Annotated in this window: 24 protein-coding genes and 5 tRNA genes; 19 read left to right on the forward strand and 10 right to left on the reverse strand. The window is 62.3% G+C overall.

Going from position 1 to position 24,033, the window contains the following annotated elements:
- Positions 1 to 42: 42 nt before the first annotated feature.
- Positions 43 to 369: a preprotein translocase subunit YajC gene (yajC, locus tag CV_RS06555; protein ID WP_011134900.1), complete on the reverse strand. Its 327-nt coding sequence runs from the start codon at positions 367 to 369 to the stop codon at positions 43 to 45.
- Between the two features lie 138 nt (positions 370 to 507).
- Positions 508 to 1,623, reverse strand: a complete 1,116-nt coding sequence (gene tgt / locus CV_RS06560) for a tRNA guanosine(34) transglycosylase Tgt (RefSeq protein WP_011134901.1) — start codon at positions 1,621 to 1,623, stop codon at positions 508 to 510.
- 136 nt (positions 1,624 to 1,759) lie between these two features.
- Here tgt and CV_RS06565 point away from each other — a divergent pair.
- The 13 genes from CV_RS06565 to CV_RS06625 all read left to right on the forward strand — a co-directional run bounded on the left by CV_RS06565 (position 1,760) and on the right by CV_RS06625 (position 12,607).
- Positions 1,760 to 1,836, forward strand: a tRNA-Val gene (locus tag CV_RS06565).
- A gap of 182 nt (positions 1,837 to 2,018) precedes the next feature.
- The gene (thrS, locus tag CV_RS06570; protein ID WP_011134902.1) at positions 2,019 to 3,920 is read left to right on the forward strand and encodes a threonine--tRNA ligase; all 1,902 of its coding nucleotides are present in this window, start codon (positions 2,019 to 2,021) and stop codon (positions 3,918 to 3,920) included.
- 33 nt (positions 3,921 to 3,953) lie between these two features.
- Positions 3,954 to 4,481: a translation initiation factor IF-3 gene (gene infC, locus CV_RS06575; protein WP_080508936.1), complete on the forward strand. Its 528-nt coding sequence runs from the start codon at positions 3,954 to 3,956 to the stop codon at positions 4,479 to 4,481.
- 153 nt (positions 4,482 to 4,634) lie between these two features.
- Positions 4,635 to 4,832, forward strand: a complete 198-nt coding sequence (gene rpmI / locus CV_RS06580; RefSeq protein WP_011134904.1) for a 50S ribosomal protein L35 — start codon at positions 4,635 to 4,637, stop codon at positions 4,830 to 4,832.
- Positions 4,833 to 4,845: 13 nt separating this feature from the next.
- Positions 4,846 to 5,205: a 50S ribosomal protein L20 gene (gene rplT / locus CV_RS06585; RefSeq protein ID WP_011134905.1), complete on the forward strand. Its 360-nt coding sequence runs from the start codon at positions 4,846 to 4,848 to the stop codon at positions 5,203 to 5,205.
- A 139-nt stretch (positions 5,206 to 5,344) separates the two neighbouring features.
- Positions 5,345 to 6,331, forward strand: a complete 987-nt coding sequence (gene pheS, locus CV_RS06590; RefSeq protein WP_011134906.1) for a phenylalanine--tRNA ligase subunit alpha — start codon at positions 5,345 to 5,347, stop codon at positions 6,329 to 6,331.
- 18 nt (positions 6,332 to 6,349) lie between these two features.
- Positions 6,350 to 8,707: a phenylalanine--tRNA ligase subunit beta gene (gene pheT / locus CV_RS06595; RefSeq protein WP_011134907.1), complete on the forward strand. Its 2,358-nt coding sequence runs from the start codon at positions 6,350 to 6,352 to the stop codon at positions 8,705 to 8,707.
- A gap of 71 nt (positions 8,708 to 8,778) precedes the next feature.
- Positions 8,779 to 9,081, forward strand: a complete 303-nt coding sequence (locus CV_RS06600; protein ID WP_011134908.1) for an integration host factor subunit alpha — start codon at positions 8,779 to 8,781, stop codon at positions 9,079 to 9,081.
- Positions 9,062 to 9,415, forward strand: coding sequence for a MerR family transcriptional regulator (locus CV_RS06605; RefSeq protein ID WP_043595687.1), 354 nt, complete (start codon positions 9,062 to 9,064; stop codon positions 9,413 to 9,415). The genes CV_RS06600 and CV_RS06605 overlap by 20 nt, the downstream gene beginning before the upstream one ends.
- Before the next feature lie 30 nt (positions 9,416 to 9,445).
- Positions 9,446 to 9,522: transfer RNA gene (locus CV_RS06610), tRNA-Pro, on the forward strand.
- A 204-nt stretch (positions 9,523 to 9,726) separates the two neighbouring features.
- Positions 9,727 to 10,104, forward strand: coding sequence for a DUF1289 domain-containing protein (locus CV_RS06615; RefSeq protein WP_043595690.1), 378 nt, complete (start codon positions 9,727 to 9,729; stop codon positions 10,102 to 10,104).
- 14 nt (positions 10,105 to 10,118) lie between these two features.
- Complete coding sequence (locus tag CV_RS06620) at positions 10,119 to 10,760, forward strand: methyltransferase domain-containing protein (RefSeq protein WP_011134911.1); 642 nt, start codon at positions 10,119 to 10,121, stop codon at positions 10,758 to 10,760.
- A 47-nt stretch (positions 10,761 to 10,807) separates the two neighbouring features.
- On the forward strand, positions 10,808 to 12,607 hold the full coding sequence (locus tag CV_RS06625; protein WP_011134912.1) for a methyl-accepting chemotaxis protein: 1,800 nt from the start codon (positions 10,808 to 10,810) through the stop codon (positions 12,605 to 12,607).
- Between the two features lie 55 nt (positions 12,608 to 12,662).
- Here the strand turns inward: CV_RS06625 and CV_RS06630 are convergent, their stop codons facing one another.
- The 6 genes from CV_RS06630 to CV_RS06655 all read right to left on the reverse strand — a co-directional run bounded on the left by CV_RS06630 (position 12,663) and on the right by CV_RS06655 (position 15,209).
- Positions 12,663 to 13,232 (reverse strand): TMEM165/GDT1 family protein, encoded by a 570-nt coding sequence (locus CV_RS06630; protein ID WP_043595692.1) that lies wholly within the window; start codon positions 13,230 to 13,232, stop codon positions 12,663 to 12,665.
- A 224-nt stretch (positions 13,233 to 13,456) separates the two neighbouring features.
- Positions 13,457 to 13,918, reverse strand: a complete 462-nt coding sequence (gene mscL, locus CV_RS06635; RefSeq protein ID WP_011134914.1) for a large conductance mechanosensitive channel protein MscL — start codon at positions 13,916 to 13,918, stop codon at positions 13,457 to 13,459.
- 59 nt (positions 13,919 to 13,977) lie between these two features.
- On the reverse strand, positions 13,978 to 14,835 hold the full coding sequence (locus tag CV_RS06640; protein WP_011134915.1) for a DMT family transporter: 858 nt from the start codon (positions 14,833 to 14,835) through the stop codon (positions 13,978 to 13,980).
- An 83-nt stretch (positions 14,836 to 14,918) separates the two neighbouring features.
- A tRNA-Asn gene (locus CV_RS06645) sits at positions 14,919 to 14,994 on the reverse strand.
- A 32-nt stretch (positions 14,995 to 15,026) separates the two neighbouring features.
- A tRNA-Asn gene (locus CV_RS06650) sits at positions 15,027 to 15,102 on the reverse strand.
- Between the two features lie 31 nt (positions 15,103 to 15,133).
- Positions 15,134 to 15,209, reverse strand: a tRNA-Asn gene (locus CV_RS06655).
- 211 nt (positions 15,210 to 15,420) lie between these two features.
- Between CV_RS06655 and CV_RS06660 the strand changes: the two genes are divergently transcribed.
- The 3 genes from CV_RS06660 (at position 15,421) to CV_RS06670 (ending at position 18,746) form a co-directional block, all read left to right on the forward strand.
- Positions 15,421 to 16,455: a YgfZ/GcvT domain-containing protein gene (locus CV_RS06660; RefSeq protein ID WP_011134916.1), complete on the forward strand. Its 1,035-nt coding sequence runs from the start codon at positions 15,421 to 15,423 to the stop codon at positions 16,453 to 16,455.
- Between the two features lie 98 nt (positions 16,456 to 16,553).
- Positions 16,554 to 16,859, forward strand: coding sequence for an H-NS family nucleoid-associated regulatory protein (locus CV_RS06665; RefSeq protein WP_011134917.1), 306 nt, complete (start codon positions 16,554 to 16,556; stop codon positions 16,857 to 16,859).
- A 162-nt stretch (positions 16,860 to 17,021) separates the two neighbouring features.
- A complete protein-coding gene (locus CV_RS06670; RefSeq protein ID WP_011134918.1) occupies positions 17,022 to 18,746 on the forward strand; it encodes a hypothetical protein in 1,725 nt (574 codons plus the stop codon).
- Positions 18,747 to 18,798: 52 nt separating this feature from the next.
- On the opposite strand, the gene CV_RS06675 is transcribed toward CV_RS06670, so the two are convergent.
- On the reverse strand, positions 18,799 to 19,935 hold the full coding sequence (locus tag CV_RS06675) for a M14 family metallopeptidase (RefSeq protein ID WP_043595693.1): 1,137 nt from the start codon (positions 19,933 to 19,935) through the stop codon (positions 18,799 to 18,801).
- A gap of 125 nt (positions 19,936 to 20,060) precedes the next feature.
- A complete protein-coding gene (locus CV_RS06680; protein WP_011134920.1) occupies positions 20,061 to 20,615 on the reverse strand; it encodes a phasin family protein in 555 nt (184 codons plus the stop codon).
- Between the two features lie 187 nt (positions 20,616 to 20,802).
- Here CV_RS06680 and phaR point away from each other — a divergent pair, with 187 nt between their 5' ends.
- The 3 genes from phaR to CV_RS06695 all read left to right on the forward strand — a co-directional run bounded on the left by phaR (position 20,803) and on the right by CV_RS06695 (position 24,005).
- A complete protein-coding gene (gene phaR / locus CV_RS06685; protein WP_011134921.1) occupies positions 20,803 to 21,363 on the forward strand; it encodes a polyhydroxyalkanoate synthesis repressor PhaR in 561 nt (186 codons plus the stop codon).
- Between the two features lie 88 nt (positions 21,364 to 21,451).
- Entirely contained in the window at positions 21,452 to 22,756 is a 1,305-nt protein-coding gene (locus CV_RS06690; RefSeq protein WP_011134922.1) for a tetratricopeptide repeat protein, read from the forward strand.
- A gap of 163 nt (positions 22,757 to 22,919) precedes the next feature.
- On the forward strand, positions 22,920 to 24,005 hold the full coding sequence (locus CV_RS06695) for an RICIN domain-containing protein (RefSeq protein WP_011134923.1): 1,086 nt from the start codon (positions 22,920 to 22,922) through the stop codon (positions 24,003 to 24,005).
- Positions 24,006 to 24,033 lie beyond the last annotated feature (28 nt).

The following is a 24,033-nucleotide window of genomic DNA, read 5'->3' on the forward strand; positions in this document are numbered from 1 at the left end:
GAACAGGCCGCCGCGAAAGCTTCCGGGGCGGCCGTGACGGCATTACAGGGACTTCAGGGTACCCTTTTCCAGCTTGGCGCTGACGGCGCCGCGCTGCACGTGGATTTCCACGTTGTCGGCGATTTCCAGGCTCAGGTACTGTTCGCTGACCTTGGACACGCGGCCGACGATGCCGCCCTGGGTGACCACTTCGTCGCCCTTCTGCAGCTCGGACAGCATCTTCTGGGTTTCCTTCATGCGCTTCTGCTGCGGGCGGACCATCAGGAACCAGAACAGCACGAAGATCACGATCATCGGCAGGAAGCCCATCAGGTCGAAACCTGCGGGGGCAGCGCCGCCGGAAGCGAAGGCGGGAGTAATGAAGGACATCAGGGAAACTCCTAAATTTCGTTATGACTTGAATTCGAACAGGGCATTGTAGCCATGCTCCATGGCTTTTCCAACCACGGAGCGCGGCAAGGGCGTGGGACCGTCGGCGCCGGGCCGCGGTTCCCCGCCCGGCGCGCCTCAGTTGACGCTGCGGGCGCGCTTGGCGGCGAATTCCAGGCGGAAGTCCTCGAAGCGGTCTTCCTCGATCGCCTTGCGCATCTCGCGCATCAGTTCCTGGTAGTAGAACAGATTGTGTATGGTGTTCAGCCGCGCGCCCAGGATTTCGCCGACGCGGTGCAGGTGGTGCAGGTAGGCGCGGCTGAAGTTGCGGCAGGCGTAGCAGGCGCATTCCTCGTCCAGCGGCTTCTTGTCGTCCTTGTAGCGCGCGTTCTTGATCTTGACGTCGCCCCACTGGGTGAAGATCCAGCCGTTGCGCGCGTTGCGGGTCGGCATCACGCAGTCGAACATGTCCACGCCGTTGGCCACGCCGTGCACCAGGTCTTCCGGCGTGCCGACGCCCATCAGGTAGTGCGGCTTGTCGGCCGGCAGCATGTCCTTCAGCTCGGTCAGCATCCGGTACATTTCCGGCTTGGGCTCGCCCACCGACAGGCCGCCGATGGCGATGCCGTCGAAGCCGACCTGCATCAGGCCTTCCAGCGACTCCTGGCGCAAATCGGTATAAAGGTTGCCTTGCACGATGCCGAACAGCGCGTTGGGGTTTTTCAGGTCGTCGAAGGCGCGGCGCGAGCGCTCGGCCCAGCGCAGGCTCATCTGCAGCGACTTCTGCGCGGTGGCGTGGTCCACCTGGCCCGGCGTGCACTCGTCCAGCTGCATCACGATGTCCGAGTTGAGCACCGTCTGGATCTTCATCGAGATCTCAGGCGAGAGGAACAGCTTGTCGCCGTTGATCGGGCTCTGGAAGGTGCAGCCTTCCTCGGTCAGCTTGCGCATGTCGGACAGGCTGAACACCTGGAAGCCGCCGGAGTCGGTGAGGATGGGCTTGTCCCAGCCGATGAATTCGTGCAGGCCGCCGAACTGCTCGACGATCTCCAGGCCCGGGCGCAGCCACAGGTGGAAGGTGTTGCCCAGGATGATCTGGGCGCCGATGTCGTTCAGCTCGACCGGGCTCATCGCCTTGACCGAGCCGTAAGTGCCCACCGGCTGGAAGACCGGGGTCTCCACGGTGCCGTGGTTCAGCTCCAGCGTGCCGCGACGCGCGCCGCCGGAGGTCTTGTGTACGGTAAACTTCAACATTATTCGAAGTATCGCTTCAGGGTTTGTTTAGCAAAATCAGTCCGCTAGTATACAGCAAGCGCGCGGGCTGCGCCGGAATCGCAAAAAAGTGCTTGCCAAGATGGGGCGGGTCTTATACTATGCACACCTCGACGACAGGCACGTAGCTCAGTTGGTTAGAGCACCACCTTGACATGGTGGGGGTCGTTGGTTCGAATCCAATCGTGCCTACCAAATTAAATGCATGGAGTTGCCAAGTGAAATCCTTGCGAACTACCACAACCCGACATACTCACGAAAGCTGAGCCTTGCGGGTTGGACCATGCGAAAAAGAAGTGCGGCTCAGGCCGCACTTTTTTTTTACCCTTTTGCTTTAGACTCGATCACAAAAATCTCTCGCCCTCGTTGGAGTTGACATGCCAGACATTCGCTTGCCGGACGGCTCGGTCCGTTCTTTCGACAAACCGGTAACGGTTCATGAAGTGGCCGCATCCATCGGCGCCGGCCTGGCCCGCGCCGCGCTCGCCGGCCGCGTCGACGGCCAGCTGGTGGATACCAGCTACCTGATCGACCGCAACGCGGATCTGGCCATCGTCACCGACAAGGACGCGGACGGCCTGTCCGTCATCCGCCACTCCACCGCCCACTTGCTGGCCTATGCCGTCAAGGAGCTGTTCCCCGAGGCGCAGGTGACCATCGGGCCGGAAATCGAAAACGGCTTCTACTACGACTTCGCCTACAAGCGTCCGTTCACGCCGGAAGATTTGGCCGCCATCGAAAAGAAGATGGCCGAGCTGGCGAAGAAGGACATTCCGGTCGAGCGTTACGAGCTGCCGCGCGACGAGGCCATCGCTTACTTCAAGAGCATCGGCGAGGCCTACAAGGCGGAGATCATCGAGTCGATCCCGCAAGGCGAGGTGCTGAGCCTGTATCGTGAGGGCGAGTTCACCGACTTGTGCCGTGGTCCCCACGTGCCTTCCACCGGCAAGCTGAAAGTGTTCAAGCTGATGAAGGTGGCCGGCGCCTACTGGCGCGGCGACAGCAAGAACGAGATGCTGCAGCGCGTGTACGGCACGGCCTGGGCCAAGAAGGAAGATCTGGACGCCTATCTCTACATGCTGGAAGAGGCGGAAAAGCGCGACCACCGCAAGCTGGGCGTGCAGCTGGACCTGTTCCACCTGCAGGACGAGGCACCGGGCATGGTGTTCTGGCATCCCAAGGGCTGGCAGCTGTGGCAGAACGTCGAGCAATACATGCGCGCCAAGCTGAATCATGAAGGCTACAAGGAAGTGCGTACGCCGATGATGATGGACGCCAATCTGTGGGAGCGTTCCGGCCACGCCGCCAACTACCGCGAGAACATGTTCATCACCGAGTCGGAAAAGCGCGATTACGCGGTCAAGCCGATGAACTGCCCGGGCCATGTGCAGATTTTCAACAGCGGCCTGCGCTCCTATCGCGACCTGCCGTTGCGCTACGCCGAGTTCGGCTCCTGCCACCGCAACGAGCCGTCCGGCGCGCTGCACGGCATCATGCGCGTGCGCGGCTTCGTGCAGGATGACGGCCATATCTTCTGTACCGAGGACCAGATCAACCAGGAGGCCAAGGATTTCCACCGCCTGGTGATGGAGGTGTACGACCGCTTCGGCTTCGACAAGGTGGCGATCAAACTGGCCCTGCGTCCGGAAAAGCGCATCGGCGAAGAGTCCACTTGGGACAAGGCCGAGGAGGGCATGCGCGAGGCGCTGCGCGCCTGCGGCGTGGAGTGGGAGGAGCTGCCGGGCGAGGGCGCCTTCTACGGTCCGAAGATCGAATACCACATCAAGGACGCGCTGGGCCGTTCCTGGCAATGCGGCACGCTGCAGCTGGATTTCATGCTGCCGGAGCGCCTGGACGCCGAATACGTGGCCGACGACAACAGCCGCAAGCGCCCGGTCATGCTGCACCGCGCGGCGCTGGGCTCGCTGGAGCGTTTCCTCGGCATCCTGATCGAAAACCACGCCGGCGCCTTCCCCTTGTGGCTGGCTCCGGTGCAGATGGTGGTGATGAACATCACCGAAGCGCAGGCCGAATATGCGGCGGAAATTGCCAAAGAGCTTGAGAAACAAGGCTTCCGCGTCGAGCTCGACTTGAGAAACGAGAAGATCGGCTATAAAATTCGCGAACACAGTCTGCAAAAGTTGCCGTACCAGATCATTGTCGGCGACAAGGAAAAGGCAGACGGACTGGTTGCCGTGCGCGCCCGGGGCGAAGACCTGGGTCAGCTCACGCTGGAGGCCTTCGCGGCCCGCCTCAAGGCTGAGATGCCCGAGGCCTGATCCAGCGGCGGCAGACTAAACATTCATTAGGAGATTTCAGCTATAGCTCAGGAACGCGAAGCACGGATCAACGGCGAGATTACCGCTCGCGAGATCCGTCTGGTAGGTAAGGAAGGTGAGCAGATTGGCATCGTCAGTCTGCGTGAAGCGATGGCTCTTGCCGAAGAGAACGATGTGGATCTGGTGGAGATTTCCCCGACCGCTCAGCCTCCGGTGTGCAAGCTGATGGACTACGGCAAGTACAAGTACGAGCAGTCCAAGAAGCGCCACGAAGCCAAGCAGAAGCAGAAGCAGGTTCAGATCAAGGAAATCAAGTTCCGTCCGGGTACCGACGATGGCGACTACAACGTCAAGCTGCGCAACCTGGTTCGTTTCCTGACTGAAGGCGACAAGGCCAAGGTCACCCTGCGCTTCCGCGGTCGTGAGATGGCTCACCAGGACATCGGCCTCGCGCTGCTCAAGCGCGTGGAGGCCGACCTGGCGGAAGTGGGCACTGTGGAACAGTTCCCGCGACTGGAAGGCCGTCAGATGGTCATGATGATTGCGCCGAAGAAGAAATAATCGGTATAATCATCGTTCGACACGGCAGGGTGCGCTCTGCCGTGTTGGTTTTGTAGGTCGGCAACGATCTGCTCAAAAGCGTGACGCAGCGGTTTCAAGAGCCTTCGGGCCACCCTGTGTCTAATCTAAACAAAATTCAGCAGGAGCATTTCCATGCCGAAAATGAAGACCAAGTCGAGCGCGAAAAAGCGTCTCAAAGTACTGGGTGGCGGTGGTTTCAAGCGTGCACACGCCTTCAAGCGTCACATCCTGACCAAGAAGACCACCAAGAACAAGCGCCAGCTGCGCGGCACCTCCATGGTGGACGCGACCAACGTGGCCTCTGTTCGCGCCATGATGCCCTACGCTTAAGGAGACCTGAAATATGCCACGCGTAAAACGCGGTGTAACCGCCCGTGCTCGTCACAAGAAAATCCTCGCCCTGGCGAAAGGCTATCGCGGCCGCCGGAAGAACGTCTATCGCATCGCCAAACAGGCGGTGATGAAGGCGGGTCAATACGCCTACCGCGACCGTCGTCAGAAAAAGCGTCAGTTCCGTCAACTGTGGATTGCCCGTATCAACGCAGCTGCCCGTGAAAACGGCCTGCCGTACAGCAAGTTCATGAACGGCCTGAAGAAAGCCGCTATCGAAATCGACCGCAAGGTCCTGGCCGATCTGGCCGTGTTCGACAAGCCGGCTTTTGCGCAGATCGTCGAAAAGGCGAAAGCAAGCCTCGCTGCTTAATCGCCGAGACGGATCTGAAGGGAGGCAAGATTGCCTCCCTTTTTTTCTATTCAGGCCGCCTTTCCAGAGCGTTGATCAGAGCGGGTATGCGCAATGCCCGATGTGATCAGCCTTCTATTCGCATACGGTGTGGGACACGATGAACAACGTTGACGCGATTCTCCAAGCCGGCCAGGCGGCAGTTGCCGCCGCGGCCGATCTGATCGAGCTCGAGCAGGTCAAGGCGCGCTTCCTTGGCAAGAGCGGCGAGCTGACCGAACTCCTGAAGCAGCTGGGCAAGCTGGCGCCGGAAGAGCGCAAGGCCGCCGGCGCCACCATCAACCAGGCCAAGCAGGCGTTCGAAGCCGCGCACAACGACAAGCGCGACCAGCTCAACGCCGCCAAGCTGGAAGCCCAACTGGCCGCCGAGGCGCTGGACGTCACGCTGCCGGGCCGCGGTTCGGTCGGCGGCGGCCTGCATCCGGTGGCGCTGACGCTGGAGCGCATCGCCGGCCTGTTCCGCACCATGGGCTTCGAAGTGGCCGACGGCCCGGAAATCGAAAGCGATTTCTACAACTTCCAGGCGCTGAACATTCCGGAAAATCATCCGGCGCGCGCGATGCAGGACACGTTCTACGTGGAAAACTGCGACGTGCTGCGCACCCATACCAGCCCGATCCAGGCGCGCTTCATGGAAAGCCACCAGCCGCCGATCAAGATCGTCGCGCCGGGCCGCGTGTATCGCGTCGACTCCGACGCCACCCATTCGCCGATGTTCCATCAGATGGAGGGCCTGTGGGTGGAGGAGGGCGTGTCCTTCGCCGATCTGAAGGCCGTGGTCACCGATTTCCTGCGCCGCTTCTTCGAGCGCGACGATCTGCAGGTGCGCTTCCGCCCGTCCTTCTTCCCGTTCACCGAGACTTCGGCCGAGATCGACGTGCTGGACGAGCAGGGCAAATGGCTGGAAGTGGGCGGTTGCGGCATGGTGCACCCGAAAGTGCTGAGCATCGCCAACATCGACCCGGAAAAATACACCGGCTTCGCCTTCGGCATCGGCCTGGATCGTTTCGCCATGCTGCGCTACGGCGTCAACGACCTGCGCCTGTTCTTCGAGAACGATCTCAACTTCCTGAAGCAATTCAACTGATCGCGCACGGAGCCGACTATGCAATTTTCCGAACAATGGCTGAGAAGCTGGGTCAATCCGGCGCTGAACACCGAACAATTGTCCGACCTGCTGACCATGGCGGGACTGGAAGTGGAAGAAACCGTCGCCGCCGCGCCGGCCTTCAGCGGCGTGGTGATCGCCGAGGTGAAGGAGTGCGTCAAGCACGAGAACGCCGACCGCCTGCGCGTGACCAAGGTTGACGCCGGTACCGGCGAGCTGATCCAGATCGTCTGCGGCGCGCCCAATGTCGCCGTCGGCGTGCGCGTGCCGTGCGCGCTGCCGGGCGCGGTGCTGCCGGGCGAATTCAAGATCAAGCCGACCAAGATGCGCGGCGTGGAATCCAACGGCATGCTGTGCTCCGGCAAGGAGCTGGGCGTGCCGGAGGACGTGGACGGCCTGATGCTGCTGCCGGCCGACGCGCCGGTGGGCCAGAGCATCCGCGACTATCTGGGCCTGGACGACCAGCTGTTCACGCTGAAGATCACGCCGAACCGCGCCGACAGCCTGTCGATCCGCGGCATCGCCCGCGAAGTGGCGGCCCTGACCGGCGCCGAGTTGAAGCCGGTGGCGATCGAGCCGGTGGCGCCGTCCATCGACGACGTCCGTCCGGTGAAGATCGAGTCGCGCCAGGCTTGCGGCCGCTACCTGGGACGCGTGGTCAAGGGCGTCAATGCCGCCGCGCCGACGCCTGCCTGGATGCGCCGGCGCCTGGAGCGCTCCGGCCTGCGTTCGATCTCCGCCATCGTCGACATCACCAACTACATTCTGCTGGAGCAGGGCCAGCCGATGCATGCTTTCGATCTGGCCAAGATCGACGGCGGCATCACCGTCCGCCAGGCCCGCGCCGGCGAGAGCCTGCTGTGCCTGAACGAAAAAACCGTCGAGCTGCAGCCCAAGCACCTGGTGATCGCCGACGACGCCAAGCCGCTGGCCATGGGCGGCATCATGGGCGGCGAGCACAGCGGCGTCACTGTCGCGAGCCACGATATTTTCCTGGAGTCGGCGTTCTTCGCGCCTGAGGCCATCGCCGGCAAGGCGCGCGAGCTCGGCTTCGGCTCGGACTCGTCCTACCGTTACGAGCGCGGCGTCGATTTCGCGCTGCAGCGCGACGCGATCGAGCGCGCCACCCGGCTGGTGCTGGAAATCTGCGGCGGCCAGGCCGGCCCGGTGGTGGAGGAAGTGGCAGAGCTGCCGAAGCGCCAGGCTGTCCAGCTGCGCGCCGCGCGCGTGGCCAAGGTGCTGGGCGTGGCGATGTCCGCCGAGCGGATCGGCGACATCCTGTCCCGCCTGAGCCTATCCTATACGCTGGCCGATGAGGTCTTCACCGTGCAGGCGCCGTCGTTCCGCTTCGACATCGAGATCGAGGAAGACCTGATCGAGGAAGTGGCGCGTGTCTACGGTTATAACAACATCCCGGCCGACGCGCCGCGCTCCGGCATGCGCATGCTGGCGCAGCCGGAGGATAAGCGCCCGGTGGATCAGCTGCGCCACCTGCTGGCCGGCCGCGACTACCAGGAAGTCGTCAGCTATGCCTTCGTCGACGAACGCTGGGAGCGCGATTTCGCCGGCAACGACAACCCGATCCGTCTGCAGAACCCGATCGCCAGCCAGATGAGCGTGATGCGCTCGACGCTGATCGGCGGCCTGGTCGACGTGTTGGCCGGCAACATCAACCGCAAGCAGCCGCGCGTGCGGCTGTTCGAAGTGGCGCGCGTGTTCCTGCGCGGCGGGAATGGTTTCGACCAGCCTGAAAAGGTGGCCGGCCTGGTATGGGGCCCGCGTCTGGCGGAGCAATGGGCGGCCAAGTCCGAGCGCGTCGACTTCTTCGACGTGAAGGCCGATGTCGAGGCGCTGCTGCATCCGATCAAGGCCGAGTACCGCAAGGCCGCGCATCCCGCCTTCCACCCCGGCCGCTGCGCCGAGGTGCGGGTGGACGGCAAGGCGGTCGGCGTGATCGGCGAGCTGCACCCGCAGTGGGTGCAGGCCTATGGCCTGATCAATGCGCCGGTGTTGTTCGAGCTGGATCTGGCGGCCGCCATCGCGCGCGGCCGGATCAAGGCGCAGCCGGTCAGCAAGTTCCAACCGGTGCGCCGCGACCTGGCGTTGCTGGTGGACGAAGCGGTGACTGTGGCGCAACTGTTGTCCGCCTTCGCGGCCAAACGCGCGGAAATCGTCGCCGATATCGCGTTGTTCGACGTTTATCGCGGCAAGGGCGTGGCCGAAGGCAAGAAGAGTCTGGCCTTTAGCGTGCTGATGCAGGACAATAGCCGGACCTTGACCGACGAGGACGTGGAGCCGGCGATGCAGGCCTTGCTCGAAGCGGCGTCGGAACTGGGCGCGCAGCTGCGCGTGTGATCGAGATGTGGGCGGGCGGATTCGAACGGGTCCGCCCGTCGATTGTGGTTCAGAAGTTTGAGGGGAATGTCATGACTTTGACGAAGGCTGAACTGGCCGATTTGCTGTTTGACCAGGTTGGTCTGAACAAACGCGAAGCCAAGGACATGGTCGAGTCGTTTTTCGAAGAGATCCGGCTGGCGCTGGAGTCCGGGGATTCGGTTAAGCTGTCCGGTTTCGGCAACTTCCAGTTGCGCGACAAGCCGCAGCGTCCGGGCCGCAATCCCAAGACCGGGGAAGAGATTCCCATTACCGCGCGTCGTGTGGTAACGTTCCACGCAAGCCAGAAACTCAAGGGAATGGTTGAGCAATACCATGCTAACAAGCAAGGCTGATCTGCCGTCGATTCCGTCCAAGCGTTACTTCACCATCAGCGAAGTCGGCGAACTCGCTGGGGTGAAGCCCCATGTGCTGCGCTATTGGGAGCAGGAATTCTCCCAGCTGCGCCAGGTGAAACGGCGCGGCAACCGTCGTTATTACCAGCATCATGAAGTTTTGCTGGTCCGGCGCATCCGCGAATTGCTGTACGACGACGGCTTTACCATCCAGGGGGCTCGCCAGCGATTGGGAATGGGCGATGAGGGCGAGCGTCCGGTTACCGCGCAGGAAGTGCGCGCCGAATTGGAATCCATCCTGGAATGGTTGGATTCGGGTATTGGCAAAAAATAATAAATCGGTTAGACTACGTTTCTCTCGAGTCGGGGTGTAGCGCAGCCTGGTAGCGCATCTGCATGGGGTGCAGAGGGTCGGAAGTTCGAATCTTCTCACCCCGACCATTAAAACTAGTCTTATCAAATTGAAACGCCAGCGCAAGCTGGCTTTTTTGTTTTTTCCTTCCATTTCCCGCCTGTTTGTTTCGCCTGCCTTTATTCGGTTTTATCCGATTCTGGCTCGCCGTTCTCTTGCTGATATACTCGTTTTGGTTTTATTGCATGCAATAAACCGTTTTCAAGCCATTGTTTTTCCGAGCCGAGCATCCCATGAGCGCTACCCGTCCCGATTCTCCCTGCATCGCCTTGTGTTCCACCGCATTGGGCGACAATGTCTGCCGCGGCTGCGCGCGCACCTTCGCCGAAGTCAGCCAATGGTGCTTCATGTCGGCGGATGAGCGCGAGGCAGTGTGGCTGCGCTTGCCTGCCAGGCAGCGTTTGCTGCAGTTGGCGGCGGCTTGCGGCGCCTTGCTGGAGCTGGACGAGATAGACGGCCTGGAGTGGGGGAGGCTGCCTGACGGCAGCCGCTACCGGCTGGATGAGGCGGGTTGGCTGCGTTGGCGCGATGCCGCGTCGGCGCGCGAAAACGCATGCGATTGCGCCGGCCTGTCGCTGGAAGCGGCGGCGGCCTGGCTGCGGGGACAGTGAAACGAGGGGATGATATGGCGGACAGTTCCAGGGCGGATTTCTGGGAGCAGCGTTACCGCGAGGGCGTGACGCCGTGGGAGGGCGGACAGTTGCCGCCGCGCGCGCGCGCGTTTTTCGCCGCGCAACGGCCATTGCGGGTATTGATGCCAGGCTGCGGCAGCGCGGCCGACCTGCCGCCGCTGCTGGCGATGGGGCATGATGTGCTGGCGGTGGACTTCAGCGAAGCGGCGATAGAACTGGCGGCCAGACAGTGGCCGGAAGCGGCCGGCCGGCTGTTGCTGGCCGATTTTTTCCAATTGCAGATGCCCGCGTTCGATTGCCTGTTCGAGCGGGCCTTCCTGTGCGCCTTGCCTGTTGGGATGCGATCGCAATATGCTGAACGCGTGGCTGCGCTGATTGCCCCCGGCGGCGCGCTGGCCGGGGTGTTTTTCGTGGCGGACACCGAGCGGGGGCCGCCGTTCGGGATGCAGGCCGAGGCTTTGCGCGAGCTGCTGTCGCCATGGTTCGAGCTGGAGGAGGATCTGGCGCTGGACGAGAGCGTGGCGGTCTTCCGCAATCGCGAGCGCTGGATGGTCTGGCGGCGGCGAGGGTTTGATTTGGGTCAAGTTTCCGAGCATGAATCGACTGGAAATTGCGGCGCGCATCGGAAAGAATAACGTCCTAATAAAAAATAGCGGCGGAACAGCCGGCAAGAGGAGAGCAAATGGAGTGGTTCTGGCGGTTGTACACGGTCTCGGAAAAGACTTTCTGGAACACGCTGAGCAAGAAACTGTGCAGTTTCTTCTTCATCAGCCTGTTCCAGCTGCTGATGGTGGCCTACAGCTACCATGCCTTGTCCGACATCCGTTCCAGCCTGCGCGGCGCGGGGGTGTCGCCGCAGGTGATGGCCGGCGTCGAGGCCAGCATAGACAGCGCGCTCTACTGGACGCTGGGCTTGTGGCTGCTGAGCTTCGTTTTCATCGCCTTCATGGTCTGGTATCTGCGCTACCTGATCGTGCGGCCGCTGCGCATGATCATCCAGATCTTCAACGAGATCGGCGCCGGCGCCGGCGACCTGTCGCGCGAGATTCCCACCATCACCTACGACGAGATCCGCGACCTGTCGCTGTCCTATAACCGCTTCCTGCTGAAGATGCGGGAGATCATCAGCAATGTGAGGCTGATGACGGTGCGCATCGCGATGGATTCGGCGGTGACGCGGCGCAATGTCACCGAGTCGCTGGGCAGCGCGCGCCAGCAGGATGATCTGGCCAAACAGGTGCGTCAGGCCAGCGACGATTCGACGCGCGGAGTAGGCCTGGTCACCGAGCAGACCGAGGCCATCTCCGCCACCACCGCCGAGAACCTGCAGGTGGCGCGAGACTCCTACCAGGAGCTGCGCTCGGTCACCGACAGCATCCACGACATCAGCCGCAAAGTCGGCCATTTCAACCACACGGTGGAGGACCTGAGCCAGCGCTCGGCCAGCATCAAGACCATCGTCGACCTGATCAAGGACGTGTCCGAGCAGACCAATCTGCTGGCGCTTAACGCGGCGATCGAGGCGGCGCGCGCCGGCGAAAGCGGCCGCGGCTTCGCCGTGGTGGCGGACGAGGTGCGCAAGCTGGCGGAGCGGGTGAAGACCGCGACTGACGAGATCTCGCACAATATCGACGGCATGCTGGGCCTGGTGGCGAACACGCAGCAGGAAACCGAGGCCATCACCGCCGACACCAACCAGGCGCGGGATGTGATCTCGCGCGCGTCCGAGCATTTCAGCAAGATGATGGGCGATTTCGAGGCGACGTCCAGCAGCCTGAGCCAGATCGCTGCCACCATGCACGGCTTTGCCGACAGCAACCAGCAGGTCAACCGCAATGTCGCCGAGATCCATCAGCTGGGGCAGCTGGTGAACGGCCGCCTGGGACAGACCGAAAAGGCGGCGACGGAGCTGACGGCGGCGGCGGAGCAGGTGCAGGAGCTGGTTTCCAAGTTCATCATCGGCGACGGCGCCTTCGACCAGGCGGTGAACCGGGCGCGCGATGTCCGCGACCAGGTGCAGCAACTGCTGCAGGACGCGCAGCAGGGCGGCCTGGATCTGTTCGATCAGCGCTACCAGCAGATCGCGGGCACCGCCCCGGCGAAATACCGCACCGCTTACGACGCCAAGCTGGAGAAGCTGCTGCAGCCGATGCTGGACGGCGTGGTAGGGCAGATTCCCGGCGGCAAGTTCTGCGTGGCGGTGGACGGCAATGGCTACGCCCCCACGCACAACAGCTGGTACAGCAAGCCTCCGTCCGGCGATCCGGCCAAGGACCTGGTGGAGAGCCGGGACAAGCGCATTTTCAACGACGCCGCCGGCTTGAGAGCGGCGCGCAATGTGCAGCCCTTCCTGTTGCAGACGTATAGCCGCGATACCGGCGAGGTATTGTCCGAGGTGGTGCTGCCGCTGGAGCTGCGCGGCCGGCATTGGGGCGCATTGCGCGTGGGTTTCGACCCGCACGCGTTGCTGGCGCGGGATTGAGTTCGGTGGAATGAAAAGAAAAAGGGAGGCCGCGGCCTCCCTTTTCCATGCGGGCTTACAGGGAGAGCGGCGTCATCAGCGTGGCGATGCCCAGGCCGACGAACAGCGCGGCCGCGATGCCGTGCATCAGCTTCTGCGGCAGTTTCTTGGCGGCCACCTCGCCCAGCAGCACTGCCGGCACGTTGGCGATCATCATGCCCAGCGTGGTGCCGGCCACCACCATGTAAAGCTGTTCGGGGAAGCGCGCGGACAGCGCCACGGTGGCGATCTGGGTCTTGTCGCCCATTTCTGCGATGAAGAAGGCGATTACGGTGGTGCCGAAAATGCCGAAGCGTTCGCGCAGCGCCTCGCCGTCGTCCAGCTTGTCGGGTATCAGCATCCAGGCGGCCATCGCGACGAAGGACAAGCCCAGACCCCAGCGCATGATGTCGGGTCCGACTTTGGCCATCAGCCATTGGCCGACGGCGGCGGCGGCGAAATGGTTGACCAGCGTCGCCACGAAAATGCCGAGGATGATGGGGGCGGGTTTCTTGAAGCGGGAGGCCAGCAACAGAGCCAGCAATTGGGTTTTGTCGCCGATTTCGGCCAGAGCCACCACGCCGGTGGAGATCAGGAAGGCTTGCATGAACACTCCAGGGGCCGCGCATACGCCATGACAAGCCTGCGCCGCGGCCCCGCTGTGCGCAAACATGTCATGGGTCTTGCCAAACGGAAGATCGTCGCAGCGGCCATGGCGAACGCCAAGCATGTTGACCGGTGCCGGCGCTGTCGCGCGCCGAGGCTACTCCCCCAGAACGGAAGCGATTGTAGGGGAATAGCCGGACGCGGGCAAGCGCAAAGGGCGCGCGCCTAATCCAGCTGGGAGGTGCAGCAGGGGCAGCGGGTCGCCTTTTCGGGAATGGCGGACAGGCAATAGCGGCATTCCTTGGTGGCGGGGGCGGCGGGCGCCGGCGCGGCTTCTTCGCGCTTCAGCCGGTTGATGGCCTTGACCAGCATGAAGATGGCGAAGGCGACGATGGTGAAGCTGACCAGGGCGTTGATGAACAGGCCCAGGTTCAGCGTGGTGGCGCCGGCCTGCTTGGCGGCGGCCACGGAGACGTAGGGGCCGGCCTGCTTGGCGCCGTCCTTCAGCACGAAGAACAGGTTGGAGAAGTCCACGTTGCCGATCAGCAGGCCGATGGGCGGCATGATCACGTCGTCGACCAGCGATTTGACGATGGAGCCGAAGGCGCCGCCGATCACGACGCCGACCGCGAGGTCGATCACATTGCCTTTGACGGCGAACTCCTTGAATTCCTTCAGAACGGACATGGTTTTTCCTTTTATTTGATAGTGATTATTGTAACTGTTTTGTTATGTTTTTGGCAAAGCTAGGTGGCTTGCGTTTGCGCGTGGCGGCGGCCGGGCAGCGTGCCCAGCAGCGCGCCGCCCAGGATCAGCAGGATGGCGACGGCGGCCAGCGAGTTGAGCTGGCCCTGTCCGCTGGCGCTCAGCAGCAAGGTGGACAGCAGCGGCGTCGAATAGGATAGCGAGCCGATCTGGCGCGGGTCTCCCAGCCTGAGCGCGCGCTCCCACAGGAAGAAGGCGCCGCCCATCGGTCCAAGTCCCAGCAGGGCCAGCGTCGCCCACTGCGAGGCGCTGGGGTGTGCCGGGGATTCGAACAAGGCGTGGCACAATAGCGACAGCAGGCCGGACGCGAGGCAGAAGCCGCCCATCGCGCTGCCGGAAAAGGCAGGCAGGCGGCCCAGCAGCAGGCTGAAGGTGGACCAGACCATGGCGGCTGATATCGCCAGCAAATAGCCGGTCAGATATTGCTGAGACAGGGCCAGCTTGCCGCCGGTGACGATCAATCCGGCGCCGATGAAGCCCATCACGCCGCCGATGATGTGCCGCCGGGTCAGGCGGGTGCCTGGACGCAGCAGCGGCGACAGCATCACGATCAGCAGCGGCCACAGGTAGTTCAGCAGATTGGCTTCCAGCGCCGGGGCTTGCCGGAAGGCGAAGAACAGCAGGAAGTGGTAGCCGAACAGGCCGTAGATGCCGGTGAGCAGCGTCAGCGGCGGCACTTTCCAGTCCCGAATGCGATGCGCGGATAGCAGGCTGCCGACGCAGAGGCTGACGCCGACGACGAAAAAGGGCGGCAAGGTTCGGGTCAGCGCGCCCAGCGTGGCCAGCGAGGCCCACAGCAGGATGGCGCCGAGGGCAAGGGGCATGGGATTGTTCAACATCGTTTCTCCGGTGGATGGAGACGATTGTATGGGGTAAATGCCAAACGAAAAAGCCGCAGCGAGGGCTGCGGCTTATCGTATTCTGGCTCCCCGAGCAGGGCTCGAACCTGCGACCTGCGGATTAACAGTCCGTCGCTCTACCGACTGAGCTATCAGGGAACAAAGCTTTGAATTGGGCGCCTGAGGCGGTGTGGCTCCCCGAGCAGGGCTCGAACCTGCGACCTGCGGATTAACAGTCCGTCGCTCTACCGACTGAGCTATCAGGGAACACATGACACTCAAACTTGCCAGCGTTGGCTGGCTCCCCGAGCAGGGCTCGAACCTGCGACCTGCGGATTAACAGTCCGTCGCTCTACCGACTGAGCTATCGGGGAATTGAGTGAGGGCGAACTATATACGGTGCCCGCCGCCGCTGTCAATGCCCGGCGCGATAAAAAACGCGGGCGCGGCCGGCGGGGCGGCCGCGCGCGGTCTTAGGTGTTTGTTATGCAATGGTATTTCATTCCGCATGCCGGGCGGCGCTGGCGACGAAGCGGCCGTTGGCGGTAAGATCGGCCATCGAAATCAATGCGGAGTCGACGAAACATGAATGTATTCTGGGATGAATGGCTGAGACAAAAAGGCGTGGTCCGGAACGCAAACGGCCAAGCTCCGCTGGCATCGCATCTTAAACAGATCGCGGCCCTGGAAAATGGATCGGTATTGGCGCCCCTGGATAACTTCGCCCTGATCCGCGTCGAGGGCGAGGACGCGGCCGCTTTTCTGCAGGGGCAGTTGTCGAATGATATCCGCGAGGTGACGACGGAGCGCGCGCAGTACAGCACCTACTCCACTGCCAAGGGACGCATGCTGGCCAGTTTCCTGATCTGGCTGCGTGACGGAGCCTATTATCTGATGGTTTCCGCGGATATCGCCGAAACCGTAGCCAAAAGGCTGACGATGTTTGTGCTGCGCTCCAAGGTGAAGGTGGTGTTGGACCGCGAATGGTCTTTATTGGGCGTGTCCGGTATTGCGATCGAGCAGGCGTTGCACAAACATTTCCCGGGGGCGGCCGGGGCGGAGGAAATGCGGGTTGCGTTCCAATCCGAGGGCATTCTGCTCGCCTTGCCGAGTGGGGGCTATCTGCTGGCTGAGCGCGATGGCGGCGGCATAGGAAAGGATCTCGCGCAAATGGAGGGCCTGGAGGCCGCGCTGCCTGAGGCTTGGGCATGGAAGGATATTCAGGCGGGAATCGCCTGGGTGACACAGGCTACGCAGGAACAGTTTGTGCCGCAAATGGCGAATATGGAATTGATTGGAGCGGTCAACTTCAAGAAGGGCTGCTATCCGGGCCAGGAAATCGTCGCGCGCAGCCAGTACTTGGGCAAGATGAAGCGCCGGATGTTCAAAGTATCTTTTGATGCGGCTCTGCCTGTCGGAGCGAAACTTTATAGTCCGCAATTGCCGGACCAGTCTATAGGCATGCTGGCATCGGAATGCCGAGTGGGAGAGAACGCTTATCTGGGGCTGGCGGTTGCGCAATCACAAACCTGGGAGGCTGGCATATTTGCCGATGAGGGGCATACTATTGCGTTGCGCCGACTGGAATTGCCGTATCCAATCGAATCCGTAACGGAATAATGGGTAATCCGTTTTCTTTTTAATCCTTGACTTGTGCTATTTCGATTGGCTACATTACATCCTGTAAATCGTTAAACCAATAATCAAGGGAACATGTTATGGATCTGTCCAAGCTGGAATTCACCGAGCTGGTCGCGCTGAAGGCTGACGTAGAAAACGAAATCAAACGTCGCGAAGTCGAAGAAAAGTCCAAGGCCAAAAAGCAGATTATCGAACTGGCCCGTGCCTATGGTCTGAGCGTGGAAGACGTCCTGAGCAAGGCTGTCGCGGTTCGCAAGCCGGTGGAAGCCAAGTACCGCCATCCGAGCGACAGCAACCTGACCTGGACCGGCCGCGGCCGCAAGCCGGCTTGGGTGCAAGCCTGGATCGACAGCGGCAAAAAGCTGGAAGCTCTGGCTATCTGAGCTTGAATCCATATAAAAAAAGCGCCGACTCGGCGCTTTTTTTTTCAATTTGGTTTTCTTGCCCGGCAGCAGCGGTCTCCGCTGCTTGCTATAAATAGTGATGGCAAGCTGAGCAGGCGGCGCTCCGCCCGGCTCGGGTGTCAAACGATACTGGACAAGAGCATGCTGGATTTCTTCGCAAGGGGTTCCAAGGGCAAACAGGATCCCTTGGCCAACTCATCCTCGGCGAAAGCCTATGCGGAAAAGCTCAAACAGGAGTTCGGCGCCGGCGCTCACGACAAGGTGGCCGAGTTGCTGGATGGGCTGAGTTCGCCTTCCCTGGAACTATCCGCAGACCAGCTGGAAGCGGTTCTGACGCTGAATCAGGAAACGCAGCCGCTGCATGACGCGCTGTGCGTGCAATATTTGATGAATTCCCGCATGCCCAAGGTGCTGGAGACGCAGCTGCGCGCGCAGATTCTGAATTACGGCAAGCATTTTACCGATTTCTACCAGTACGCCTTGCCCATAACCGCCGATAATCCCAATGGGGTCAAGGTGCAGGCGCATTTGCCATTGGTTCTGGCGCGGATGTTCCATTACCTGGCTGAGTATGCCAAGTGGCAATATATAAGAAATTATCAACCGGATGAGGTATTTTGGCTGAATGTGAATCAGCTGTATCGATTCGCCGAGCAGCGCGGCTGGGATAGCCATCCGGTTTTTCTGTTTGGCGAGAAGAGCGCCGCGACCACGGTGCAGGATTTGTATCTGGCATTGCAAATGATGTCGGTGCTGAGCAATGGCAATCTCAATGCGCGCCAGGTCAATTTTTCCTATGAGTTGCTGGCCTTGCTCAGCAATCGGATGACGATCAGCAAATCCCACTTCGCCGATGCCAGTTTTTACGTTTCCCTGGTCGACCCCAAGCCGGCGTCGCGGGCAAAGGGCGAGGTGGCCAGCGAAAGCGCGCGTTACTGGAGCACGGCGGAACTGGTGGAAATTCTGCACGGCTGGGCGGTCGTGATGGAGGCGGGACGAATCCCTCCCGAATTGAAGCGGCTGATCGAGCCGGGCATAGACGCGTCTCTGCTGCGCGTGTTGACGCGGGAGTGGGCGGCCAAGCCGGTGCTGTTCGAGCGCGCCGAGCGGGTGGCGGTCAGCAACCGCCAGGTGGAGGTCGCGCACCGCTTGCATCTTCTGCACAAATTGATCCGCAAGCCGGACGAGGAGCAGATGCAGAGCCAGCGCGGCGTGGACAAGGACAGTTACGAGGATGCGGCCAATATCCGCATCTATGGCTTTGTCACCAGCCGCAAGCGGGACAAGACGTCATCGCCGCTGCCGGCGACCAGTTCGTTGTCCTTGTCGGGTGAAACCGCAGAGGCTGCGTTGCCGCAGGAGTTCCAGAAGTGGTCGCTGGAGAATGTCAGCCAGACGGGCCTGGGCGTGACGCTGGACGTGATGGGCAACGAGTGGGTGGGTCTGGGCAGCCTGATCGGTTTTCGCGAGCCGGAGCAGGAGGGTTGGAGCCTCGGCATCATACGCCGCGTCAAGCGCACCAGCAGGGAGCGCATCTATCTGGGGGTGGAGACGCTGAGCACGCGGCCTTTGGCGGCTTCGTTGCGGCCGACCGACGCCCGCCTGATCGATCCCACGCTGCCGCCTGACCAAGTGTGGCTGGCCGGGCACATCAGCCTGTTCATGCCGTACCGGAAGGCGGGCAAGCTGATCAACGCGCTCATCCTGCCGCTGTCGCTGTATATGCTGGGTAAGCAGTTCTACATGACCGCGCGCGGCAAGCATTTCCAGATTGCGCTGGGCAAGGTGATGGAAAAGGGCAGCGACTGGTGCATGGCCGAGGTGGAGCTGGTCAAGACGCTGGACAAGCTTCCCGTGGCGATGTGAGTCGAGTGGCATGAAAAAAGCCGGCGAATGCCGGCTTTTTTGATCGAGGCGATTATTCGCCGCGGGCCAGGTCGTTCAGCACCGCGTAGATCGGGCTAAGCGCGGATTCGCCGAGGCGCAGGCTGCGTTGGCCGTTCCAGCCGAAGTCGTCGTCCGGCAGGTTGTGGTTGTCCTTGAACGGCATCTCCAGCGTGAAGGCCAGGCAGCCGAACTGTTCGCAGACCCAGTTGGTGGCGATGCCGGGATTGGCCTTGCCCGGTTCGTTGCGCGGGTAGCCGTGCTCGGTCTGGAAGTCGGGGCTGGCCAGCAGGAAATGGTGGCGGAAACTGTCGGCCAGCTTTTCCAGCCTTGCGTTCCAGGACGGCACGCCTTCGGTTCCGGCCAGGAATACGTAAGGGATGTTCTCGTCGCCGTGGATGTCCAGGAACAGGTCCACCCCGGTTTCCAGCATCTTCTGGCGCACCACCAGCACTTCCGGACTGGTTTCCGCGCTGGGGTTGGCCCATTCCCGATTGAGGTTGGCGCCGGCCGCGTTGGTGCGCAGGTTGCCGAGCACCGAGCCGTCGGGATTCATGTTCGGCACCACGTAGAAGGTCGCGCGGTCCAGCAGCGCGCGGCTGGTCGGATCTTGCGGATCCAGCAGGCGATTGAGGAGGCCCTCGATGAACCACTCCGCCATCGTTTCGCCGGGGTGCTGGCGTGCGGTGATCCAGATCTTCAGGTCCGACTCCACCTCATGGCCTATGGTCAGCAGGTTCATGTCGCGGCCTTGCACCGTGGAGCCGAGGTCGGACACCTGGCACAGGCCGGAGCCCTGGGCCTGGCCGATCAGGTTGAGGTGCTGATCGTAGGAATACGGCTCGAAGTAGGCGTAGTAGATGCTGCCGGACAACGGCACGTGTTCGATCACCATCACGCCGTCTTCGTAGCGGGTCGGGACGCGGAACCAGTTGACGCGGTCGTAGGAGGCCATCGCTTGGTAGTCGACCCAGCCTTGCGGGTACGCGCATTCTGCCGCATTGAGGAAGCGGAAGGTGCAGTGTTGGTAGGCAGCCCCTTGCACGCGGAAGTAGAACCACTGCGCGAATTCGGCCGCGTTGTCGCGGCGGATGCGCAGTTGGATGTCTTCAAGGCTGTCGGCGGAGACGATCTCGATGCTGCCTGCGTCGAAGTTGCTGCTGATTTTCATGCGGGAAACCTGTGGTGCTTGCTCAATCTGGTAAAACGGGATTGTACCGCCGCAGCCGGGGACGCGCACCCGTTAATGCGAAAACCCCGCCTCGTGGCGGGGTTGCGGCGACGGGCGCGGGCCGTTCAGACGGTGGCGCCGCGCTTGGCGGAGTTCTTCACCGCGTCGGCGGTGGCGCTGGTGGCGGCCTTGACGCTGCTGTCGGTGAATTCGGCCACTTGCTGGGCGGCCTTGCTGAAGGTGTTGACCGCGGCGGCGGCGGCGGCGACCGAGGTTTTCACCGCGTTCAGCGTGGCGTCGGAGCCGGCGGGGGCGTTCTTCGCCACGGACTCGATCGAGCTGATCAGCGACTTGTTGAACTGGCCCACGCTGTCTTCGACCAGCTTGCTCAGTTCGCTCTGCGCGCCGGACACCACCTCGTACAGATTGCGGGAGTGGCTGACGAGCTTGTCGACCGACTGGGTGGCCAGCTTGTTCAGGTGGTTGATCGCTTCCTGGGAGTCCTTGAACTCGGTCAGTTGCTTGGCGGCCTTGGTATGGTCTTCCAGCGACTGCTTGGACGCTTCCAGTTGCAGCTTGATCAGGCGCTCGGTGCTGTCCAGCGCGATCTGGGCGAAGCGCAGCGTGGACTCGATGCCGGTCAGGGAAAGCTTATTCAGCTGTTCGTTGTTGTAGGACATGGTGTAAAACCTCCATTACGTGGAAAATGGGGTCCGACTGTGTTCCGTTGAGGGGTATTGTGCGCCGCACAATGACGCGTAAATGTAGCACAGGGCGCTGAGGGGGGGTAGAAGATTTGCTCTAGTCTGTTGTATTTATGTTAGATTGCCAGCGCACAACACCACGAAGATAAACCAGGAGCGTTAAATGAGTGTTGAGAAACGGGTCATCAAGAAGTACCCGAACCGCCGTCTGTACGATACCGCCACCAGTTCCTACATTACTTTGGGGGATGTCAAACAGTTGGTTCTGGACAATGTTGACATCCAGGTGCTGGACGCCAAGACCCAGGAAGACATCACCCGCAGCGTGCTGCTGCAGATCATTCTGGAAGAGGAAAACGGCGGCATGCCGATGTTCAGCTATGAAGTGCTGACCCAGTTCATCCGCTACTATGGCCAGGCCATGCAGGGCATGATGGGGCCTTTCCTGGAAAAGAATCTCCAGCTGTTCTCGCAGCTGCAGCAGAAAATGCAGGAGCAGACCCGCGCGATGTACGGCGACAACGCGATGCTGAACACCACGCTGTGGGGCGAGTTCATGAAGCTGCAGGGGCCGGCGATCCAGAACATGATGGCCAACTACATGGAGCAGAGCACCGGCATGTTCCTGGAAATGCAGAACCGCATGCAGGAGCAAACCAAGCAGCTGTTCGGCGGTTTCGGTTTTCCCGGCTATCCGGGGGCGGAAGACAAGGACAAATCCTGAGCGGCGCGCGTTCGGGATGCGATAGGGCCGGGGATGCCATTCCCCGGCCTTGTTTTTTCCCGCGGGCAGAATGGGTAGGGAGGCGCGCATGAGCGCGGATCACGACGAAGGCCTGCGCCGCGCCCAGCGGCTGCACCTGTCCGGCGATGCCGACGGCGCGGAGCGGGCCTACCGCGCCTTGCTGGACGACGCGGCGCTTGGCGCGCCTGCCGCGCATTGGCTGGGCTTCCTGCTGATGCAGCAAGGCCGGCTGGACGAGGCGCTGGCCTGGCTGGAACGGGTGGTGGCGGCGGATGACGGCCATGCGGAGTGGCATTTCAACCTGGGCCTCGTCCGCGCCAGGCTTGGGCGTTCGGAGGAGGCGGTCTTCGCATTGCGGGAAGCCGCGCGGCGCGACCCGTCACGCTATTTCTACTGGACCAATCTGGGCGCGCAGCTGATGCGCGGCGGACAGGATGCCGAGGCCGAGCAGGCATTGCGCCGCGCGGCGTCCCTGGACCCGCACTGTCCGGATGCCTTTTACCTGCTGACTGAAATGCTGCTGAGGCAGGGACGGCATGCCGAAGCCCGGCGCTGCAACGCGCAAGGCGTGCTGGCGGAGCCGCCGGGGAAGATGGCGCCGATCGCGGTGGGGCAGGCGTTGTGCGAATTGGGCCGGTCAGAAGAGGCCAGGTCGCTCGCCCAAAGCTGGCTGCTGGCGCAGCCCGGCCACCCAGTCGCGCGGCATATGCTGGCGGCGTTCGGCGGCGGCGATGCGCCTGCTGACGGCGACGACGAATACGTGGGCTGCGCCTTCGATGCGGCGGCGGCCAGCTTCGACCAGGATCTGTCCCGCCTGCGCTACCAGGGGCCGTCGTGGACGGCGGCCTGTCTGGCCGGGCTCTCCCTTGCGCCGAAGTCGTTGTCCGCGCTGGACCTGGGCTGCGGCACGGGCTTGATCGGCGAGGTTCTGCAACCTTGGGCGAGCAGGCTGGACGGCGTGGACCTGAGCGCAGGCATGCTGGCGCGCGCCGGGGCCAAGGGAATATACGATAGCCTGGAGCAGGCGGAACTGCGCGCCTTTCTCCGCCAGACGGACAGGACATACCAGTTGATCGCCTGCATGGACACGCTGCCTTACCTGGGCGAACTGGATGCGCTGTTCATGTTGCTGGCCGAGAGGATGGCGCCCGGCGGCCTGCTGCTGTTCTGCACCGAGAGCCTGGAGGATGGCGAGGCCGGGGATGGCCGGCTGCATCACAGCGGGCGCTACCGCCATCATTCCCGCTACCTGGACCGTCTGCTGGCGGTCGGCTGGGATGTGCTGGAAAGAGCGCGCATGCCGGTCCGGGACGAGGCGGGCTGTCCGGTATGGGGCGATTTCGTCTGCGCGAGAAAGGTTTTTGCCGCTTAGTTGCCACTATTTAAAATGAATTTCTATTGTATTTAACTGTTATTTGTAATTAATTTATATTGATTAATTGCTCTATTTTGGATATTCATAAAGTCATCGCCATGCGCCGGCGAGCGGCATCGCCCGCGCGCGCTTTCCGTCAATCTAGGCAAGGATGACCGCGATGACCGCCAAAAACACGCTTCCCCTGTTGTTGCTGCTTTCCCTATCCCCGTTGGCCCATTCCATGGGCAAGACGCCGGGCACCTATACCCACTACCGCTTTCCCGCATCGGCATCCGCGGGGCTGGACGCCGTCGACTTCACCATCACGGTGAACCGCGATCCGGGTTATTCCGCCAATGTCTACTGGGCCAACCAGTTCGACCTGGTCGGCACGTCCGGCGCCTATACCGGCATGCAGAGCAATGGCGGCGGCAAGCGCACTTTCCTTTTTTCCGCCTGGGACACCACCGATGCCAGGGCCGGCAGCGCAGGCAGCTATTGCACCACCTTCTCCGGCGAGGGCACCGGCCGCAGCTGCCGCATCCACGTGGATTGGACGGAGGGGCACAGCTACCGCTTCCACGTCGCCTACGAGGCCGGCGGCTGGCTGGGCGTGACCGTCACCGATCAGACCAGCGGCGCAGCGTTCAAGCTGGGCAGCATCAAGACCGCGGCCAGCAAGATCTCGCCGCACAATATGGTCAACTGGGCCGAGTACTTCGAATGGAACAGCGACCGGGCAAGCTGCCTGGGCCAACCCTACAGCAAGGCGACCTTCGGCGTGCCGGCCGGCAGCGTCGGCGGCAAGCGGGTGCCGGCCAGCATCAGCGGCACTTCCGTCAGCAAGGCCTGCCCGGCTTTTTCCAAGGTCGCCGCCTATAGCCTGAGCAGCGTGCAGGAGAACGGCATCGGCAACTGCGCGCGCGGCCCGATCGCCAATGGCGGCCAGTGCCTGGACGCCAGCGGCGGGGTCGGCGAAGGCGCGGCCGCCATCACCTACGGCTGCCATGGCGGCGGCAACCAGGCCTGGGTGCATGCGCAGGATGGCTCGCTGCAACTGAAGGACAACTATTGCCTGGAGGAGCACGCAGGCGGCGCGGACGTCCGCACTTGCAGCGGCGCATCCGCCTGGACCCGCAGCGGCGATGCGATACGCAGCGCCAAGAGCGGCTTGTGCCTGAGCGCCAATCGTTCAGGCCAGTCCGTCAGCCTGCTGCAATGCAGCGGCTCGGCCAGCCAGCGCTGGAGCCTGCCGCCGCGCTGATGCCGCCGGGCCTCGGCCGCGCCTGGAT

This window comes from Chromobacterium violaceum ATCC 12472 (assembly GCF_000007705.1).
GTDB lineage: Bacteria > Pseudomonadota > Gammaproteobacteria > Burkholderiales > Chromobacteriaceae > Chromobacterium > Chromobacterium violaceum.